This is a genomic window from Streptomyces sp. R302, from assembly GCF_012927245.1.
Lineage (GTDB): Bacteria > Actinomycetota > Actinomycetes > Streptomycetales > Streptomycetaceae > Streptomyces.
In genome coordinates this window covers 223,449-241,683 of the sequence record NZ_JABBGE010000005.1, presented here as the reverse complement: position 1 = coordinate 241,683, position 18,235 = coordinate 223,449, and the positions used below count along the sequence as shown (strand labels likewise).

Annotated in this window: 15 protein-coding genes and 2 pseudogenes; 6 read left to right on the top strand and 11 right to left on the bottom strand. The window is 73.6% G+C overall.

The window, feature by feature from the left end:
* Positions 1 to 4: 4 nt before the first annotated feature.
* From HHL19_RS17405 to HHL19_RS17380, 6 genes and pseudogenes are all read right to left on the bottom strand, one after another.
* A complete protein-coding gene (locus HHL19_RS17405) occupies positions 5 to 751 on the bottom strand; it encodes a LuxR family transcriptional regulator (protein ID WP_169090572.1) in 747 nt (248 codons plus the stop codon).
* Positions 752 to 782: 31 nt separating this feature from the next.
* Entirely contained in the window at positions 783 to 2,585 is a 1,803-nt protein-coding gene (locus tag HHL19_RS17400; RefSeq protein ID WP_346768437.1) for an amidohydrolase, read from the bottom strand.
* A gap of 320 nt (positions 2,586 to 2,905) precedes the next feature.
* Positions 2,906 to 3,817 carry an alpha-lytic protease prodomain-containing protein gene (locus HHL19_RS17395; RefSeq protein ID WP_169090568.1) on the bottom strand — a complete coding sequence of 304 codons (912 nt, stop codon included), beginning with the start codon at positions 3,815 to 3,817 and terminating at the stop codon, positions 2,906 to 2,908.
* Positions 3,818 to 4,098: 281 nt separating this feature from the next.
* Positions 4,099 to 4,533: pseudogene (locus tag HHL19_RS17390) on the bottom strand (amidohydrolase family protein); the annotation flags it as partial.
* A gap of 534 nt (positions 4,534 to 5,067) precedes the next feature.
* Positions 5,068 to 5,238: a helix-turn-helix domain-containing protein gene (locus HHL19_RS38525; protein ID WP_346768438.1), complete on the bottom strand. Its 171-nt coding sequence runs from the start codon at positions 5,236 to 5,238 to the stop codon at positions 5,068 to 5,070.
* 155 nt (positions 5,239 to 5,393) lie between these two features.
* Positions 5,394 to 6,041, bottom strand: coding sequence for a DUF402 domain-containing protein (locus HHL19_RS17380; protein ID WP_169090566.1), 648 nt, complete (start codon positions 6,039 to 6,041; stop codon positions 5,394 to 5,396).
* A 205-nt stretch (positions 6,042 to 6,246) separates the two neighbouring features.
* Between HHL19_RS17380 and HHL19_RS17375 the strand changes: the two genes are divergently transcribed.
* Entirely contained in the window at positions 6,247 to 7,674 is a 1,428-nt protein-coding gene (locus tag HHL19_RS17375) for a lamin tail domain-containing protein (RefSeq protein ID WP_169090564.1), read from the top strand.
* A gap of 25 nt (positions 7,675 to 7,699) precedes the next feature.
* Here HHL19_RS17375 and HHL19_RS17370 read toward each other — a convergent pair whose 3' ends face one another.
* Entirely contained in the window at positions 7,700 to 8,197 is a 498-nt protein-coding gene (locus tag HHL19_RS17370; RefSeq protein WP_169090562.1) for an amphi-Trp domain-containing protein, read from the bottom strand.
* A gap of 131 nt (positions 8,198 to 8,328) precedes the next feature.
* Here HHL19_RS17370 and HHL19_RS17365 point away from each other — a divergent pair.
* Positions 8,329 to 8,697 (top strand): annotated as a pseudogene (locus HHL19_RS17365) (AI-2E family transporter); the annotation flags it as partial.
* 72 nt (positions 8,698 to 8,769) lie between these two features.
* Here the strand turns inward: HHL19_RS17365 and HHL19_RS17360 are convergent.
* The 4 genes from HHL19_RS17360 to HHL19_RS17345 all read right to left on the bottom strand — a co-directional run bounded on the left by HHL19_RS17360 (position 8,770) and on the right by HHL19_RS17345 (position 13,046).
* A complete protein-coding gene (locus HHL19_RS17360; protein ID WP_346770286.1) occupies positions 8,770 to 9,195 on the bottom strand; it encodes an ADP-ribosylglycohydrolase family protein in 426 nt (141 codons plus the stop codon).
* A gap of 159 nt (positions 9,196 to 9,354) precedes the next feature.
* Positions 9,355 to 11,733, bottom strand: coding sequence for an FtsX-like permease family protein (locus tag HHL19_RS17355; RefSeq protein WP_169090560.1), 2,379 nt, complete (start codon positions 11,731 to 11,733; stop codon positions 9,355 to 9,357).
* 39 nt (positions 11,734 to 11,772) lie between these two features.
* Positions 11,773 to 12,543, bottom strand: a complete 771-nt coding sequence (locus HHL19_RS17350) for an ABC transporter ATP-binding protein (RefSeq protein WP_169090558.1) — start codon at positions 12,541 to 12,543, stop codon at positions 11,773 to 11,775.
* Positions 12,540 to 13,046 (bottom strand): PadR family transcriptional regulator, encoded by a 507-nt coding sequence (locus tag HHL19_RS17345; RefSeq protein ID WP_169090556.1) that lies wholly within the window; start codon positions 13,044 to 13,046, stop codon positions 12,540 to 12,542. The genes HHL19_RS17350 and HHL19_RS17345 overlap by 4 nt, the downstream gene beginning before the upstream one ends.
* A gap of 118 nt (positions 13,047 to 13,164) precedes the next feature.
* Here HHL19_RS17345 and HHL19_RS17340 point away from each other — a divergent pair, with 118 nt between their 5' ends.
* The 4 genes from HHL19_RS17340 to HHL19_RS17325 all read left to right on the top strand — a co-directional run bounded on the left by HHL19_RS17340 (position 13,165) and on the right by HHL19_RS17325 (position 18,223).
* Positions 13,165 to 14,454 (top strand): ABC transporter substrate-binding protein, encoded by a 1,290-nt coding sequence (locus HHL19_RS17340; RefSeq protein WP_169090554.1) that lies wholly within the window; start codon positions 13,165 to 13,167, stop codon positions 14,452 to 14,454.
* A 156-nt stretch (positions 14,455 to 14,610) separates the two neighbouring features.
* Complete coding sequence (locus HHL19_RS17335; protein WP_169090552.1) at positions 14,611 to 15,942, top strand: ABC transporter substrate-binding protein; 1,332 nt, start codon at positions 14,611 to 14,613, stop codon at positions 15,940 to 15,942.
* 14 nt (positions 15,943 to 15,956) lie between these two features.
* Positions 15,957 to 17,381 carry an ABC transporter permease subunit gene (locus tag HHL19_RS17330; protein ID WP_169090550.1) on the top strand — a complete coding sequence of 475 codons (1,425 nt, stop codon included), beginning with the start codon at positions 15,957 to 15,959 and terminating at the stop codon, positions 17,379 to 17,381.
* Complete coding sequence (locus HHL19_RS17325) at positions 17,378 to 18,223, top strand: carbohydrate ABC transporter permease (protein WP_169090548.1); 846 nt, start codon at positions 17,378 to 17,380, stop codon at positions 18,221 to 18,223. Before HHL19_RS17330 ends, HHL19_RS17325 begins: the two co-directional genes overlap by 4 nt.
* Positions 18,224 to 18,235 lie beyond the last annotated feature (12 nt).

Below are 18,235 nucleotides of genomic sequence, written 5' to 3'. Positions count from 1 at the left end.
TCGCTCAGTGCGGCGACCGGATGCCCCAGGCCGCCGCCTGGGCCGCCGCCGCCGCGCGGTTGGGGAGGTCGAGCTTGGCGAGGATGTGCTCGATGTGGGTCCCCACCGTGCGCGGGGTGACGTAGAGCAGTTCGGCGATCTGGCGGTTGGTGCGTCCGGCCGTCAGCTCGGCCAGCACCTCCAGTTCCCGCGGCGAAAGCCCGCCGGGCGGGCGGGCCGGGCCGGCCTCGCCGGTGGCCACGGTCGCGGCGAGGGCCTCGGTGAGGAGCGTGACCACGGCGCGGGCCGGGTCGGGGGTGCGGCGCGGTCGCCGGATGCTGACGTTCAGCATGCCGACGTACCGGCCGTCGGAGGTGAAGAGGCACTGGGCGACGCCGTCCACGATGCCCAGCGGGGCGAGCACGTCCCGGAATCCCGGCGAGGAGTCGAGCAGCCGCCTGGGTACGTCCCCGAGCCAGAGGCCGCCCTGGGCGGGGCTGTGCAGCACGGGGAAGACCGGGTCGCGGTGGAGGCGGGTCTCGATGTAGGCCGTGGCCTCCTCCGGATAGCTCCCGGCCAGCGTGGTGTGGCGCCGCCGCCGGGGGTCCCACCGGGTCAGGGAGGCGTGGTCGTGCTCCACGACCTCGGAGAGCGCCGCCAGGACCGTGTCGACGCCCGCCGAACCGGCCGTGGCGCTCCTGGCGGCGTCCCGGACGTGGACGGCGGCGTCGAGGATGTCCGTTGTGACCACTGTGCTGTGCCGCGCCGCCATCCCACCAGGATGATCATCTGTCCGGCATACGTCAATCGCGAGGGATGTCGGAGCCGGTGTGGGAGCCCGTGTGGGAGCCCACGCCGAGGCCCGTGCCGGAGCCCTCGCCGGACCCGGTGCGGGACCGGGTGCCGGGCCCGGCCTCGTACACGATCCGTCCGTCGAGGACGGTGAGGACGACGGGCAGCTCCGGGATGGCGTGGGGGTCCGCACCGAGCAGGTCGCCGCCGACGACGCACAGGTCGGCGACCTTGCCGGGCTCCAGGGAGCCCTTCCAGTCGTCGGCGAAGTCCTGCCAGGCCGCGTCGATGGTGTACGTACGGATCGCCTCGGCGAGCGCGATCCGCTGCTCGGGTCCGCTCACCCGGCCCGCGGCCTTCGACTCGCGCAGCACCATGGTGGCGACGCCCTGCCGCCAGTCGGGGTGCGTGACGGGGGCGTCGGAACCGCTGGCCACGCGCACGCCGGCGTCGAGGGCGTCACGGTACGGCCACGCGTACGCGGCCCGGCCCGCGCCGACGAACTCCTCCTCCATGTCCGCCACCGTCCACTTGATCGTCGGGTTCATGTTGACCCCGAAGTCGTGCTCGGCCAGCACCTCCATGGCGTGCGGCGTGAGGAAGTCGCCGTGGATGACGTAGTGGCGGGCGTCGTCGCGGGGGCGCTCGGCGGCGGCTTCGGCGAAGGCGTCGACGACGGTGTCGATGGCCCGGTCGCCGGTGGCGTGCACGCCGAGCTGGTACCCGGCGGCGTGAGCGTGCCGCACCATCGCACGGATCTCGGCGACCCGCTCGTCGTCGATGTCGCCGCCGACGCAGAGGGAGCCGCAGCCCCCGCCGACGTACGGCTCGTGCATCCAGGCCGTCTTGTTGGGGACGATGCCGTCGGCGAACACCTTCACGCCGTGGACGGCGAGGCGGCGCGGGTCGTCGCCGACGGCGACACCGGCCAGGTCGTCGAGGTTCCGCGCGAACTCGTCCGCGGTGCTCGCCATGCCCGTCGGCAGGAGCAACACGCCGACCCGAGCGGTGAGTTCGCCGTCGGCGAGCAGTTCGCGGTACACGTCCAACGTCTGGGTGCCCATGGTGCCGCGCATGATGCCGTCGCCGCCGGGCCCGAGCCCGGGCTCGGTGTAGCTGGTGACGCCGAGCCGGGCGAGCGTGGCGAGGGTCGAGCGGATGGCGTCCGCGCGCTCCTGCCTGCTGAGCGCCGGCAACGCGTTCTGGATGAGTGCCTGCGCACCCTCGTGGAGCAGACCGGTCGGCTCCCCCGCCTCGTCCACGACGATCGCGCCGCCGGGCGGAGCCACGGTGTCCCGGTCGATGCCGATCAGCTCCAGGGCCTTGGAGTTGACCCACGTGGCGTGCCCGGAGAAGGAGTACAGGACGACGGGATGGTCGGGGCTGACCGCGTCGAGGTCGCGGCGCGAGGGCTGCCGGGCCGGGTCGGCGACGCACTCGGCGAGGAAGCCGGGGTCCCAGCCGTGCCCGGTGACCCACTGCCCGTCGGGCGTCCGCCCGACCGCCTCCCGCACCGCCTCGGCCACGTCGGCCAGGGAAGAAACGGCCGGATGCCCGACCTCCACCGACAACGGCGGGCTCGCGGTCCCGAAGGCACAGCCGTGCAAGTGGGAGTCGTTGATGCCCGGCAGCAGCGTCGCCCCCTCCAGATCGACGACCCGAGTGCCGGGCCCGACGAGCGGGGCCACGTCCTCCCGCGTGCCCACCGCGCTGATCACCGATCCGGTCACCGCCAAGGCCTCGGCCACGGAGAAGTCGGCGTCGACCGTGACCACCCGTCCACCGACGAACACCAGATCCGCATACGTACCCACAGCAGGGTCCTTTCGAAAACCGGGCGCCCCACGGGCACCCCCGAACGATCTCCGAGAACCATCGCCGGGCCCGTACCCGTCCCACATCGGTCATCCGACCGATACCGGCCGCTGCGGGGATCCAGCGAGTCCCCCCGTCGACGGCGAGCATCCCGATGTACCCGCGACGGCCGCGTACATCACCTGGGCATCTCGGTGCTCCTCGGCGTCCCCCTGCTGTCGCTGTCGCTGGTGGTGCGCGACGCGGTCTTCCTGCCCACCGGCCGGCATGACCGCGCCCACGCCGTGGTGTCGGCGTGGGCGCGGTCGTCGTCGCGGGATCAGAAGACGCTGACGCCGTAGGCGTTGAGGGCTTCGGTGACCGGCTGGAAGAACGTGGTGCCGCCGGTGGAGCAGTTGCCGCTGCCGCCGGAGGTCAGGCCCAGGGCGGTGGAGCCGGCGAACATGGCGCCGCCGCTGTCGCCGGGCTCGGCGCAGACGTTGGTCTGGATCAGGCCGTAGACGATGTCGCCGCCACCGTAGTTGACGGTGGCGTTGAGGCCGGTGACGGTGCCGCCGCGCAGGCCCGTGGTGCTGCCGCTGCGCTGGACGGACTGGCCGACGTAGGCGTTGCCGGCGCCGGTGATGTCCCGGTAGCTGCCGTTGTAGAGGTAGACGCGTCCGTCGGCGGCGGAGGCGTTGGAGTGGCGGATGATGCCGTAGTCGTTGGTGGGGAAGCTGGAGCCGGCGCGGCTGCCGAGGAGGGTGGTGTTGGCGGAGTTGGTGTACCAGGTGCTCGCGGCGTCGGTGCAGTGGCCGGCCGTCAGCGCGTAGTAGGTGCTGCCGCTGCGGACGTTGAAGCCCAGGGAGCACCGGCCGCCGCCGGAGTAGATGGCCTGGCCGCCCGCGATCAGCTTGTTGATCTTGCCGGCGGTCCGCTCGATCTTCAGGTGCGGGGCGTTCGCCCCCGCGGCCTTGCGGAGGGCGGCGATCTCGTCCGACGAGACGGTCTCGTCGGCGGTGACGACGACCTTGCCGGTCGCCTGGTCGGTGTACCAGGCGGTGCCGGGCACGTCGGCGTCGAGGACGGCGTCGCTGGTGGCGGCGAGCGCGGCGACGCCGGCCCGCGCGGTGTCGGCCGGCTGCGCCGAGGACGTGGGGGCGGCGAGGGCCGTCGCGGCGACGAGCGCACCGAGGACGGCGAGGGCGCGGGTGCCCTTGGTGAGGCGGCGGTTCTGGGACGAACGGTTCACTGAGTCCTCCGAGGGGGGTGAGCCGCTGGGTGGGCGGCCCAGGTGGAGTGGGATCGGCGGGGGTTTCCGCCATGAACCTGACAACGTCGTGAGCGTGACTGACTGACGACTGCGAGAGGAATCCTCGACTCCGCAGGGAACGGCGGCAAGGCGCACTTTCGGCCGCTCTACGCGCGTCCATCGCCGATGACGGCGGGCGCCCTCTTCAACCACCCTCACCAGGGAGGAAGTTGAAGGGAAAATTGAATGGGCGTCAGAAAATTGCAGAGAGGTCTTGCAGTTCACGGGGCAGTGGTCCACGTTTGCGGCGTTGCCCTCGTTCCCCACGTTGGCCGGATCGCGACCTTGCGCGCGACGGCGCCGCCGTGGACGACCAGGTCCCGCTGCGGCATGTCGACCACGACCTGGGGCAGCCCCTGCCCCAGGACGAGGACGAAGTCGGCGGGCGAACCCGGGGCGAGGTCGGCGTGCGCAAGGCCCATGACGTCGGCGCCGCCGTGGGCCGCCGCGCGGTAGCAGTCGGCCAGTTCCTCGTCGAGGCGGACGCCGGTGACCCAGCCGAGGATGTGGGCGCGGTGGAGCATGTCGGCGTTGCCGAAGGGGCTCCAGGAGTCGCGGACGCCGTCGGAGCCGAGGCCGACGCGGACACCGTGCTCGCGCAGCCGGGCGATCGGAAGGACCAGGTCCCGGGAGGGAGCGACGGTCGTGAGGGCGATGTCCTGGGCGGCGAGGCCGGGACGAACATGCCCGCCATCAGGCCGGACAGGGCCTGGAGTATCTGCCGGTCCGACATGGCGGCCGGGGGCGCCTCGGCGGGCGCCGCGGCGGGTGATTTCACAGCTTCTCCTTCTCGGTGGCGCGCGTTGCGTAGGTCGCGACGGACGGGGCGGGGGCAGGGCCGGTGGCCGGCGGCGAGGTGCTCGAAGGTCTCCCGGAACACGTCGGCGACGGGGGCCTGGTCCTGTCGTACGGACCAGTGCTCGACCGCGACGCGGACGGCGGTGCCGCCGACGGCGGCGAGCAGCCGCGAGTACAGGTCAAGGGCGCGTCGGCGCTCCCCTTCCGCCGGCGAGGCGAACGCAGGCCGGTCCTCGTCGAAGAGCGGCGAGACCGAGTTCGTCGGCGGTGTGGGCGCCGATCTGCGCGCGAGGAGCTGGGGTGCCTTGCGCAGCACCTCGGCGTGCAGACGACACACCTCCTGCTGCTGCTCGACCTCCCCCAGCTCCGCGGCCAGGGCGTCACGGAGCACCTCAAGCGGGGCGGGCCCGGCAGACGCGGTCGCTGGAGTCGGACCCGACCATGACGAAGACCTCGTCGCGGGAGTCGAAGTAGTTGAAGAACGTGCGGGTGGAGACACCCGCCGCCGCGCTGATGGCGTCAACGGTGACGTTCTCGACGCCCCGCTCGACCGCCAGCCGCACCGCCGCCTAGGCCAGAGCGGCCCGCGTGGCCCGCGTGGCCCGCGTGGCCCGCGTGGCCCGCGTCGCCCGCTTCTTGCGCTCCCTGAGCCCGCCCTCGGCAGGCACCCCCTCCACCCTGGGTACATGGTCAGCAAAGATGCAGACCCTGCAAAAACCTACTCGGCGGGCAGACGAGGCAGGGGCCAGGAGGGATTCCAGCGCCAGGCGGCCCAGTGGTCCGCGTGAGCGAAGACACCGGCGCGGGCCGCGATCAGAGCGAGTACCTCGTCGCGGGCGGCGGAGACGGCCGCGTGCTCGGTGTCGTCGATGACGCCGAGGCGGCGCGCGTGGGCGTACTCGTCCTCGTCCTTCCAGGCGTGGCGGCCGAGGTCGGGCGAGACGATCAGGTCGACGGCCAGGTCGAAGGTGTCGAAACCGTCCCCGGTGCGGCGGATGGGATGCTCGAAGTTGACGTACCAGTGACGGAGGCAGCCGTCGGGGGGCGGGGTGAAGAAGGCGTTGACCGAGTACCAGGCTTCCGGCGGTTTCCAGAGGAGCAGTTCGGTGTCATGCCAGCACGCTTCCGTCAACTGCCAGTCGCCCGCAGCGAGTTGTTCGAGCGCCTCGCCTCGCTCCATCCGGTCGCCCGACTTCCGGGCCGCCTCGTACAGGACGGGCCGGCGGACCTGCGCCCCGGGGGCGCAGGCGGCCACAAGTGCCTCTTCCGTATCGGCGACGGCTCGCAGGGCGTGCTCACTCCAGGGACGCCCCGAGGGGCGCCTGTCCCGGCGTACGACGGTGTCTCCCGGCTCGAAGATGCGCATCGGCCCTCCCGTCGGAGCAGTACCCGGGCGACCGGGGCGGCAAGCGACCGGCACGGACACCGGCGATGCGGGGCGGGGGGGAGGGGCGGGGCCGGTAAGGGTTCGGCTGGTGTTCATGGTGGGGGTTCGGGGGTGAGGGGTGGTGTTCGGGTGGGGGCGCGACGGTCGTGGCGCCCTTTCCCCCCCGTAACCAGGACGGACTTCTGTGATCGTTTCGCGTGTACGTCGCCGGCGTCGTGAACTGACCCTTGCCCTCGTCGCCGTACCGGCGCTCGTCCTCGGCGCGTTGGGGGCCACGCCCGCGCAGGCCGCGGCGGCCGCGGCCGCCAACGACATCCGCGTCAACGAGGTCGTCACCACCGGGTCCGTCGAGGACTCGGTCGAGCTCTACAACAAGGGCACCTCGACCGTCGACCTCTCCGGTTGGATCCTCAAGGACGAGAACAACAGCTCGAAGTACACGATCGCCTCGGGCACGAAGCTCGCCCCGGGCGCCTTCCGGGCCTTCGACGTGCACGGAAAGTTCGGGCTCGGTTCCAGCGACAAGGCCCGCCTCTACCTGCCCGACGGCAGCACGCTCGTGGACAGCCACTCCTGGAGCAGCCACTCCTCGCCGTCCTGGTCCCGCTGCCCCGACGGCACCGGCGCGTTCAAGGCGGCCGCCCTCACGCTCGGTGCGCCCAACTCCTGCGATGGTGGCGGCGGTACCACCCCCGCCGCCTGGCCCGGCGGCAGCGCCGTCGCCACCGCCGACGCCGCGAACGTCTTCGGCGGCGACCTGAGCGGCCTCCGCCAGGACGGCTCCGTCCTCTGGGCCGCGCAGAACAGCGGCAAGCTGTGGCGGCTCGTCCGCGACGGCTCCGGCGGCTGGACCCCGGACACCGCGAACGGCTGGTCCTCCGGCAAGACCCTGCGCTTCCCCAACGGCTCCGGCACGCCCGACGGCGAGGGCGTCACGGTCACCGGCGCCGGCGCCCCGGCCGGCGTCTTCGTCGCCAGCGAGCGCAACGGCGACGCCTCCGGCACCAGCCGGCTCTCCGTGCTGCGCTACGACGTCGGCGGTACGGGCTCCGCCCTCACCGCCACCCGCGAGTGGAACCTCACCGCCGACCTGCCGCCGACCGGCTCCAACGCCGGCTTCGAGGCCATCACCTGGATCCCCGACACCTCCCTCACCGCCGCCGGCTTCAAGGACGCCTCGACCGGCGCCCCCTACGCCCCGGCCGGTTACGGCGCCCACGGCGGCGGCGTCTTCTTCCTCGGCGTCGAGGGCACGGGAACGATCCACGGGTACGTCCTCCAGGACTCCGGCGCCTTCACCCGCGTCGCCTCGATCGCCACCGGGATGGCCGGCGTCATGGAGGTCCAGTGGGAGCCGCAGGCGTCCCGGCTGTGGGCCGTCTGCGACGACACCTGCGGCGGGCAGCACCGCACGCTGAAGGTCGACGCCGCCACCGGCGCGTTCGCCGTCACCGCCGCGTACGCCCGGCCCGCCGGCATGCCCGACTACAACAACGAGGGCTTCGCCCTCGCCGGCGCCGACGAGTGCGTGGCGGGCGGCAAGCCCGTCTACTGGTCCGACGACTCCAACACCGGCGGCCACGCCCTCCGCAGGGGCACCGTCAGCTGCTGAACCCGCCCCGGCTCCTGCCGAGCCGTCATGACCGCTTGGCAGGAGCCTTCGCCTTGACCGGAGTCTTCTTCTCGGTGGTCTTCTTGGCGGAGGTCTTCTTCGCCGTGGTCTTCTTCGCCGTGGTCTTCTTCGCCGTGGTCTTCTTCGCCACTGCCGCCTTCTTGGCCGCTGCCGGCTTCTTGGCGGGTGCCTTTTTCGCGGGCGCGGGCTTGCTCGCCTTGTCGGCCGCCTTCTTCGCCGGTGCCTTCGCCTTCTCCTTCGCCTTCTCCTTCTCCTTCTCCTTCGGGAGCGCCGTGCCCCGGACCGGCCACTTCAGCTCGATCTCGATCTCGATCTCACCGCCCTCGACCGACAGCTCGATCTCGCCCGCGAGCTTCTCGGGGATCCGGAGGTTCAGGACGCCCCCGCCCAGTTCGAGTTCGGCCTCGCCGCCCTTGCGCAGGGCGGTGGCGAGGGCGGACAGCTGGTCGGCCGCGTCCGCGCGGGAGAGCGAGCGCTTGCGCTCGTACTTGAAGTCCTTCATGACGGCCTCCGGTCATCGCCTAGCGTCACGCACGGTCGTACTTTCCGGACAATACTCTCGATCTTGGTGCGCCGCTGGGCGGGTCAAGGTCGCGGAGACCGGGTGCGGCGGCCCGCGGGGTGACCCTCTTCCTCGCCCGCGGTCTGCCCCGCGCACTGGCGGTGGCGCTCACGCTGTTCGGCGGACTCGCGCTGGTCCTCGGCGTGCTGGCGCTGGTCGGGGAGGCGGCGAGCAGGGCGCACCATGTGGTGGCGTTGCTGACGACACTCGCCCTGGCCGTGTTCGCGTCGGTGTTCTTCATCCACTCGGGGGACCGCCAATGGGCGTGGTTCCAGGAGCAGCTGCCGGAGTCGGTACGGGAGCGGGTGGCGGTCGGCGGGCGCGCGGCGTGGCGGACGTTCACGGGGTACACCCACGGGATCGTGCTCGTCGCCGCCGTCAACGCGGTGCTCGTCGGGTTCACCCTGTGGCTGCTCGGCGTGCCCCTCGCGGTGCCGCTGGTGTCCGTGGTGTGGTCGGTGCGTACGGCGCTGCGCGAGGCCCGGGGGGTCCAGGGCAGCGGCGGGCGGCGATCAACCCGGGGGCCCGACATGCGGTATCCGGAGCCGAGGTATGCGGGCGGCGGGCACCGCCCCGGCGACCGCCTCGGGGTGGTGGCCGGCTCCGCGACCGTGCCGAGGTCTCCGGCGTGCCAGGCGCCGTGCGGGGCGATGCGCATGGCAGCGCGCGCCGTTGCCCCAGGAGCCCTGCCCACCGAACTGCCCGCCGAACTGTCCGGCGACGGCGTCCCGCCCGGGCTCGCCGGCGTCGATCCGGTGCAGGACATCGTGCAGGGAGGCGCCGTGGCCCCGGTGGGTGTCGGCGGTGCAGGCGGCCGCGAGGGCGCGGGCGAGCCGGTCCTGGTCGACGGTACCGCCGCCCTCGGCGAGTTCCCGTACGAGGACGAGGGCCTGAGCGGTGTTGCCGGTCCACCGCCACGGCTCGACCGGAGGCGTCACCGGAGGCGTCACCGCACGCGGTCGGCGGGGCGGTCGGCGTTTCGGTCGTCGGAGCAGTGTCACGGCTCGGCGCACCCTCGGGCACCCGGGTTCGCCCCGGTCGGCCAGACGTTCCGACGCTCCGACGTCCCGACGCCCCGCCCCGCCCCGCCCCGCAGGCTAGAGCGTCTCGCCGGGTGAGTCGACGAGGCGGCGGCGGGCGGTGCGGATGCCGGGGGCCAGGGCCGCGAGCGCGCCGGCCGTGGTCGTGGCGAGGACGAGGGCGGCCAGGAGTGCCGGGGCCGGTAGGCGGGCGACGCCGGCGCCGAGGCCGGTGGCGGCGGCTTCGGCGTCGACGAGGTAGTGGCCGAGAACGGCGCCCGCCGCCGTGCCGAGGACGGCCGCCGCGAGGGCGGTGAGGGTGGCCGAGGTGACGACGACGGCGCCGATCTGGCGAGGGGTCAGGCCGATGGCGCGGAGGGCGAGCAGGTCGCGCACCCGGTCGCGTACCCCTGTGCCGATCAGGGTGAGCAGTTCGACGAGGGCGATCAGCGCGAGGACCGCGGCGAGGGCGGCGAGGACGCCTCTCGGGGCGTCCTCGCCGCCCGCCGGGTCGGCGGTGGTCCGGACCTCGGCGCCCTCACCGGTCGCCTCCGCCGCGGTCGCCACGGCGGAGGCGACCCGGCGGGGGTCGGCGCCGGGTCGCAGCACGAGGGCGTGGAAGGCGGGGCGGAGGCCGGGGGTGGAGTCGCGGAGGGTGTCGAGGGTGGTGGAGACGACCCGGCCGCCGTGGTCGGGTTCGATGCTGCGGCCGACGAGGTGGAGGATCTGCGGGCGGCCGCCGACCGTCATCCGTACCCACTCCCCCACGCGTACGCCGAGGAGGTCGAGGAGGCCCTGTCCGGCGACGGCCTCGTCGGGGCCGGCGGGGGCGCGGCCCTCGGCGATCGTGTGCGGGTAGGGGGCGTCGGGGGTGCCGAGGCCGCGCAGGGTGATGGTGCCGGTCTGGCCGGGGACGAGCGCGCGGAACTCGGCGCCGGGCACGGCGTCGGCGACCCCCGGGACGGCCTCCAGCGCCTCCTCCGACGAGGCGGACGGCGGCGGCTGTTGCGTGCGTACGGTGAGGGCGGCGGCGCGGCCGACGCGGGCGGGGTCCGTACGGAACTGGCCCAGGGTCGACCAGGCGACGAGGGCCACCGTCATCAGGGCGATCGGGAGGGCGAGCCGGGCGGTCGCGCCGAGGGCGCGGGTGCGACCGGGTGCGGTGAAGGCGGAGCGCCAGCCGAGGACGAGGACCGGGGAGAGGCGCAGTCCGAGGGCGCGGCGGCCGAGGGCGGAGAGCGGGCGGGCGGCGGGGTGGGCCCGGCGGGCGGCGGGGACCGGGGGGACGCGGCCGGCCCGCCAGGCGGCGAGCGCGGTGGCGGCGGCGATGAGGAGGACGGCGGCGAGGGGGATGCCGGTGACGGCGGCCCGGTGGCCCGGCATGCGGGGCCAGAGGGCGACGGCCTCGCCGACGCGGCCGGGTATCGCGTGGCCGAGGGCGAGGGTGGCGGCGGTGCCGAGGGCCGCGCCGGCGACGGCGAAGCCGAGGTGCTGGAGGAGGAAGCCGCGGATCACCTGGCCGGGGGTGAAGCCGACGGCCTTGAGGACGGCGATGTCGCCGGCCTGCCCCCTGATCCGGGCGCGGACCGCGCCCGCGACGGCGACGGCCGCGGCGAGGAGGGCGGCGAGGCCGAAGGCGGCGAAGATCCGGCCGAGGAGCCGGTCGTCGCCGCCGAAGTCGGCCTTCGCCTGCTGCCACTTGGTGACCTGGGCGATGCGTTCGGCGCCGAGGAGGGTGACGGCGCGCTGGACGGCGTAGTCGGTGTCGCCGGGGTCCTTCAGGCGCAGTCCGACGGTCTGCCCGGTGGTGGCCGGGGCGAGGCGGTCCAGGGTCGCGGGGAGGATCCAGCCGACGCCGTCGTCCTGGCCGGCGCGGTAGCGGGGTTCGGCGGTCTCGGCGACGCCGACGACGTACAGGGTGCGGGTGGTGGGGCCGTGGCGGCCGGTGAGGGTGACGGTGACCGTCTCGCCGGGTTCGGCCCACAGGGTGCGGGCGAGGGTGCGTTCGAGCACGATCTGGTCGTGCGGGGTCCTCTCCTGTCGACCGGTCGGGGCGGTGAGCCAGTGGCCTGCGGTGAGGAGGGGGCGGGCGGTGTCGGGCGGGCGGGTTCCGGTGGCGCGCAGGGCGACCCCGGCGCGGGTTCCGCCGCTCTCCAGGGTGGCGGCGGCCGTGCGGAAGGGGCCGGAGACGGCGGCGACCTCGTCGAGGGAGGCGAGTGGGGCGAAGGCGGCCGGGCCGAGGCCCTCGCGTCCGTCGCGTCCGTCGCGGCCGTGGAGCCAGACGTGGCTGCCCTGGGACTGGTTGAAGACGCGCTGCCAGGGGCTTGCGGCGTAGCCGAGGAGGGCGGCGGCGAGGAGGAGGGAGGCGATGACGCCGGCGCTGGCGAGGACCGCGAAGAGGGCCTCGCCCCGGTGGGTGCGGAGGTCGGAGTGGACCCATCGCCAGGTCGCCCGCATGCGCTCTCGCCCTTCCTCTCTCGGCCCGCCCGTGCCCGTTCAGTCGTTCAGATCGAGTACGCCGGTCACCCCCGGCCGGACGGGGGCGGGGTCGCCGAGTGGGGCGTCGTCGGCGATCCGGCCGTCGAAGAAGCTGATGACGCGGTCGGCGGCGCTCGCCATCCGGGCGTCGTGGGTGACCATGAGGATGGTCTGGCCCCGGGCGTGGAAGCGGGCGAGGAGGCGCAGGACGTCGCGGGTGCCCTTGCTGTCGAGGCTGCCGGCGGGCTCGTCGGCGAGGAGGAGCGCGGGCTGGTTGACGAGGGCGCGGGCGAGGGCGACGCGCTGTTGTTCACCGCCGGACAATGCGCCGGGGAGGGCGTTCTCCCGTCCCTTCAGGCCGAGTTCGGCGAGGAGTTCCTCGCAGCTCGCGCGGGCGGCGCGCGGGGAGGCGCCGGCGAGGAGGGCGGGGAGTTCGACGTTGTCGGCGACGGTGAGGTGGGAGACGAGGTTGAAGAACTGGAAGACGATGCCGACGCTGCGGCGCCGCAGGACGGCCCAGCGGGCCTCGCCGTAGCCGTCGACGCGTTCGCCGCCGATCCAGAGGCGCCCGGCGTCGGGGCGTTCCAGGCCGCCGACGAGGTGGAGGAGGGTGGACTTGCCGGCTCCCGAGGGGCCGGTGACGGCGACGAACTCGCCCTGGCGGACGGTGAGGTCGACGCCCCGGACGGCGTGGACGGGGGCGCGGTCGCCGCGGTGGGTCCTGGACAGGCCCTCGGCGTGCACGATCGCGTCGCCCGGCGGGCCACCGGGCCCCGTGCTCCCGCTCATTCGAGCTCCTCCTGGCAGCGCTCCAGCCAGTCGAGGTCGGCCTGGAGGTGCAGCATGGCGCCCTCGATGAGGAGTTGGGCGATCTTGTTGTCGCGGTCCTCGGCGGCGGCGAGCCGGGAGAGGCTGCGCATGGTGTTGAGGTGCTGCCGCCGCTGCCGGTTGATCAGGGCGATGGGGTCGGCCAGTCCGGAGAGGGGGGCGAGGGCGAGTTTCATGAAGAACCCGTCGCGCACCCGGGGTTCGTCACCGGTGTCCTCGAACCACGCGGCGACGGCCTCCCGTCCGGCGTCGGTGAGGCGGTAGATCCGCTTGTTGGGGCGGCCCGTCTGCTCGACGTCCTCGCCCTCGATGAGTCCGCTCTTCTCCAGCCGGCCGAGGGTCACGTAGACCTGGCCGACGTTGGGCTGGGGGTAGGCGGAGCCGAGGAGTTGTTCAAGGCCCTGCTTGAGCTCGTAGCCGTGGGCGGGGCCCCGGGTGAGGAGTGCCAGCAGCTGCTGCCGCACGCGCTCCCCCTTCCGTGTCGTGCGTCGTTCCCGGACCAGTATCACCGATGCGGCGCGCGCCGTGTCCTGCCACGATGGACCGTCACGCGGGGCGCCGTCTCCGGGTCGGGAGGTACGCATGGGATGGGTACGGTCCGTGTCGAAGGCCCTGCTGGTCGCGGCCGTCCTGCTCGCGGGGTGCGGGGGTGCCGTCCCGACGGCCGCCTCCGGGTCCGGGACGGGGGCGGCCGTCGGCCGGGGGCCGCTGACGTTCGCGACGGCGGGCGACCTCACCGACTATCTGGCGCCGCTGGTGGCGGAGTGGAACGCCGGACGGCCCGCGGAGCCGGTGTCGCTGGTCGAGCTGCCGGACTCGGCGGACGAGACGCGGGCGCAGATGCTGAGCGAACTGCGGTCCGGGAGCAGCCGGTTCGACGTGCTGAACATCGATGTGGCGTGGACGTCGGAGTTCGCGGCGGCGGGGCTGATCGCGCCGCTGGAGCGGGAGCGGTTCGAACTGGCGGAGTTCCTGCCGCCGGTGGTGGACACGGCCACGTTCCGGGGACGCCTGTACGCGGTGCCGTACGTGACGAACGCCGGGTTGCTGTACTACCGGAAGGACGTGCTGGACGCGGCGGGCGAGCGGCCGCCGCGGACGTGGGCGGAGCTGGCCCGGTTGGCCCGGACGCTGGCGCCGCGCCATGGACTCGGGGGTTACGCGGGGCAGTTCCTGCCGTACGAGGGGCTGACGGTGAACGTCACGGAGGCGATCCAGTCGGCGGGCGGCACGGTGCTGCACGAGGAGGGCGCGCGGGTCGCGGTGGACTCGGACGCGGCGCGGGCGGCCCTGTCGTTCCTGGCCGGCGGGGTGCGGGAGGGGTGGATCCCGGCGGAGGCGCTGCGGTTCAAGGAGGAGGAGTCGAAGGCGGCCTTCGAGGAGGGCCGGCTGCTGTTCCTGCGGAACTGGCCGTATGTGTACGCGGACGCGGCGCGGCCCGGGTCGGGGGTGGCGGGCCGGTTCGGGGCGGCGCCGCTGCCGGGGCCGTACGGGCCGGGCACGAGCGTCCTCGGCGGTTCGAACCTCGCCGTGTCGGCCCGGTCGCTCCATCCGGCGACGGCCGCCGACTTCCTGGCGTACCTGACGAGCGAGCGGGTGCAGCGGCAGGTGCTGACGCGGGGTTCGCTGCCGCCGGTGCGGGCCTCGCTGTACACGGATCCGGAGCTGGTGGCGGCCCATCCGTACCTGCCGATCCTGCGGGAGAGCGTGCTGGCGGCGGTCCCGCGGCCGAAGAGCGCACGGTACGACCAGGTGAGCCTGGCGGTGCAGGCGGTCGCGCAGGACGTCCTGGCGCTGCGGTGCTCGCCTGAGGAGGGCGTGCGGCGGCTGACGCGTGAGCTCGCCGCGACCCCTCCCCTGCCTACGCGTTAAGTACACGAGCCCCTCCCTCCCACTCCACTCCCACTCTCCTCTCTCACTCCATCATCTCCAACTCGCCTGATCGATAAGGCTGTTGGGTCGCGCCCGTTGACATGCTTTCGTCATAGGTACCTAACATGAAGGTATCGAAACGAAGGAAGGACGACCATGCGACGACCCTCCCTCACGACCCGCCGCGCCGCGGGCGCGCTCTCCGCGGCGCTCGCTCTCGCGCTCACCGTCACCGGCTGCGGCGGCGACGCGGACCCGAAGTCCGGCGGCGAACTGGCCGGCACGACCGTCACCGTCGCCGGCGTGTGGACCGGCGGCGAGCAGGAGAACTTCAAGAAGGTCCTCGACGCGTTCAGCGCGAAGACCGGCGCCAAGACCGTCTTCGTCCCCTCCGGCGACAACGTCTCCACCTTCGTCGGCAGCAAGATCGAGGGCGGCAACGCCCCCGAGGTGGTCCTCGTCCCCCAGGTCGGCGTGCTGCGGCAGTTCGCCGGGGAGGGCTGGCTGAAGCCGCTCTCCGAGAAGACCACGACCACCGCGTCCGGGAACCTCGCGCCGGTCTGGAAGGAGTACGGCACGGTCGACGGCTCCTTCTACGGCCTCTACTTCAAGGCCGCCCACAAGTCGACCGTCTGGTACGCCCCCGACGCCCTGGAGCAGGCCGGGGTGGGCGAGCCGAAGAGCTGGGACGAGCTGCTCGCGGCGGGCCGGACGCTCGCCGACTCGGGCCTGCCCGCGTTCGCCGTCGCCGGCGAGGACGGCTGGACGCTCACCGACTGGTTCGAGAACGTCTACCTGTCGCAGGCGGGACCGGAGAAGTACGACCTCCTGGCCCGGCACGAGCTGAAGTGGACCGACCCGAGCGTCGTCACCGCCCTCACCACCCTCGCCGAGGTCTTCAAGGACGAGCGGCTCGTCGCGGGCGGTGCCGCCGAGGCGCTGCGGACCGACTTCCCCGGCTCCGTGGAGAAGGTCTTCGGCCCGGAGCCGAAGGCCGCCCTGGTGTACGAAGGCGACTTCGTCGGCGGCGTCGCCAGGGACGAGTTCGGCAGGAAGCCCGGCGAGGACGCCGCGTTCTTCCCCTTCCCGCCGGTCGGCTCGGGGAAGGCGCCCGTGGTGAGCGGCGGCGACGCCGCCGTCGTCCTCAAGGACGCGAAGAACGCGGACGCCGGGATGAGGCTCCTGGAGTTCCTCGCCACCCCCGAGGCCGCCGAGGTGTGGGCGGGCGCGGGCGGCTTCCTCTCCCCCAACAAGGACGTGAAGCCGGAGGCGTACGCGGACGACACCGCCCGCGCCACCGCCGCCTCGCTCGTCGCCGCCGGGGACTCCGTCCGCTTCGACCTGTCCGACCAGGCGCCGGCCGCGTTCGGCGGCACCAAGGGCGCCGGCGAGTGGAAACTCCTCCAGGACTTCCTGCGCGACCCCTCGGACCCGCGGCGGACGGCGGCCGCGCTGGAGGCCGCGGCGGCCAAGGCGTACGGGAACTGAGGCCGGGGCCCGCCATGGACCGGCCTCCTGGAAGCACCGATCCCGCCACCGACCCGAAGCCCGCCATCGGACCGCGGCCCGACGCCGCCCCGAAGCACGCCACCGGACCGACGCACGCGACCGGACCGAAGCGGACCCCGAGCCTGCGCCGCGCCCTGCGCAGGAGGCGGCTGCTCGGCGCCGCCTTCGCCCTCCCCGCGCTGCTGCTCCTCGGCGCGCTCGTCGCCTACCCGGTGGTCTTCTCCGTCGGCCGCAGTCTGTTCGACGCGAGCGGCGACCGGTTCGTCGGCGCGGACAACTACGTGGAGATGTTCCGGGACCCGGCCACCCTGAAGGCGCTGCGCAACAGCGCCGTCTGGGTGGTCGTCGCCCCCGTGCTGCTCACCTGGCTGGGCCTGGTGCTCGCCGTGCTCACCGAGAAGGTCCGCTGGGCGACGGCGTTCAAGCTCGTGCTGTTCCTGCCGATGGCGGTGTCCTTCCTCGCCGCGGGCATCGTCTTCCGGCTGGCGTACGAGCAGGATCCCGACCGGGGCGTCCTCAACGCGGTCGTCGTGGGCGTCCACGACGCCTTCGACGAGCCGTCCCCCTATCCGACCGCCCGCGCCCGGGACGGCGAGGGCCTCACCGGCAACCCCGCCGACGGGTACACGAGCGGCGGGCTGCGGCCCGGCTCCGTCGCCGTCCTGCCGTTCGTGGGCGTCGCCCCCGGAGCCGTACCGGCGGGCGCGGAGCCGGCGCGCGCCCCCGAGCCCGCCCCGGACGGTCTGGCCGGGACCGCGTACCTGGACTTCACGCCCGGCTCGGGAGGCCGGGCGGGGGTCGTCGACGCCCGGGAGAAGGGGCTGCCCGGGATGACGGTCGAGGCGGTCGGGGAGGACGGGGCGGTGGCGGCGTCCGCGCGGACGGCCGCCGACGGCACATTCCGGCTCGACGGGCTCGGTGACGGGACGTACCGGCTGCGGGTGCCGGCCGCGAACTTCGCCGCCGGATACGGCGGTGTCGACTGGCTCGGCCCGGCCCTCGTCACCCCGGCGATCATCGGCGCCTACCTGTGGGTGTGGACCGGCTTCTCCATGGTGCTGATCGGGGCGGGGCTCGCCGCCCTCCCCCGTGACGTCCTGGAGGCGGCCCGGGTGGACGGCGCGAACGAGCGGCAGATCTTCCGGCGGATCACGGTGCCGCTGCTCGCGCCCGTCCTCACGGTCGTGTTCGTGACCCTGGTGATCAACGTGATGAAGGTCTTCGACCTCGTCTACGTCATCGCCCCCGGTCCCGTACAGGAGGACGCGAACGTCCTGGCCACGCGGATGTGGCTGGTCTCCTTCGGCGGCGGGAACGACCAGGGGCTCGGCAGCGCGCTGAGCGTGCTGCTGCTCCTGCTCGTCGTCCCGGCGATGGTCTTCAACATCCGGCGCTTCCGGAAGGAGGGTTCGCGATGAGAGGCACGAAGGTGACGCGGTGGCTGGGGAGTTCGGCGGTGCAGGCGCTGCTGGTCCTGGTCGCCCTGGTCTGGATCACCCCGCTGGCCGGGCTGCTGCTCTCCTCGCTGCGTTCGGAGCGGGACAACGCCGCGGACGGCTGGTGGACCTCGCTCACCGAACCGTCGCAGCTCTCCTTCGACAACTACCGGGCGCTGCTGGAGGATTCGGGACTCGTCCAGGCGTTCTGGAACACCGTCCTGATCTCGGTGCCCACCACCGTCCTGGTGGTGGGGGTGGCGGCGCTCGCCGGATACGCCTTCGCCTGGCTGGAGTTCCCGGGGCGGGACGGACTCTTCCTGGTGGTCGTCGGGCTGTTGGTGGTCCCGGTGCAGATCGGGCTGCTGCCGGTGGCCCGCCTCTTCGGCGCGGTGGGGCTGTTCGGGACGGTGGCCGGTGTCGTCCTCTTCCACGTCGCGTACGGGCTGCCGTTCGGGGTCTTCCTGCTGCGGAACTTCTTCGCGGAGATCCCCCGGGAGATGCTGGAGGCGGCGCGCATCGACGGCGGCGGGGAGTGGCGGATCTTCCGGCGCCTCGCGCTGCCGCTGGGGCGGCCGGCGCTCGCGAGCCTGGCGATCTTCCAGTTCCTGTGGGTGTGGAACGACATGCTGGTGGCGCTGCTCTTCGCGGACGGCGAGTCCCAGCCGCTGACGGTGGCGCTCCAGTCGCAGATGCGGCAGTTCGGCAGCAACATCGGGATCCTCGCGCCGGGGGCGTTCCTCTCCCTGGTCGTGCCCCTGGTGGTGTTCTTCGCCTTCCAGAAGCACTTCGTGCAGGGGGTGATGGCCGGGTCGGTGAAGTGAGACGCGGAAGGG

What these genes read in the sequence shown, in the direction of transcription:
- HHL19_RS17405 (WP_169090572.1), bottom strand. Translation starts at nt 751, where the DNA reads ATGGCGGCGCGGCACAGCACAGTGGTCACAACGGACATCCTCGACGCC.
- HHL19_RS17380 (WP_169090566.1), bottom strand. Translation starts at nt 6,041, where the DNA reads ATGCGCATCTTCGAGCCGGGAGACACCGTCGTACGCCGGGACAGGCGC.
- HHL19_RS17370 (WP_169090562.1), bottom strand. Translation starts at nt 8,197, where the DNA reads ATGAAGGACTTCAAGTACGAGCGCAAGCGCTCGCTCTCCCGCGCGGAC.
- HHL19_RS17355 (WP_169090560.1), bottom strand. Translation starts at nt 11,733, where the DNA reads ATGCGGGCGACCTGGCGATGGGTCCACTCCGACCTCCGCACCCACCGG.
- HHL19_RS17350 (WP_169090558.1), bottom strand. Translation starts at nt 12,543, where the DNA reads ATGAGCGGGAGCACGGGGCCCGGTGGCCCGCCGGGCGACGCGATCGTG.
- HHL19_RS17340 (WP_169090554.1), top strand. Translation starts at nt 13,165, where the DNA reads ATGGGATGGGTACGGTCCGTGTCGAAGGCCCTGCTGGTCGCGGCCGTC.
- HHL19_RS17335 (WP_169090552.1), top strand. Translation starts at nt 14,611, where the DNA reads ATGCGACGACCCTCCCTCACGACCCGCCGCGCCGCGGGCGCGCTCTCC.
- HHL19_RS17330 (WP_169090550.1), top strand. Translation starts at nt 15,957, where the DNA reads ATGGACCGGCCTCCTGGAAGCACCGATCCCGCCACCGACCCGAAGCCC.
- HHL19_RS17325 (WP_169090548.1), top strand. Translation starts at nt 17,378, where the DNA reads ATGAGAGGCACGAAGGTGACGCGGTGGCTGGGGAGTTCGGCGGTGCAG.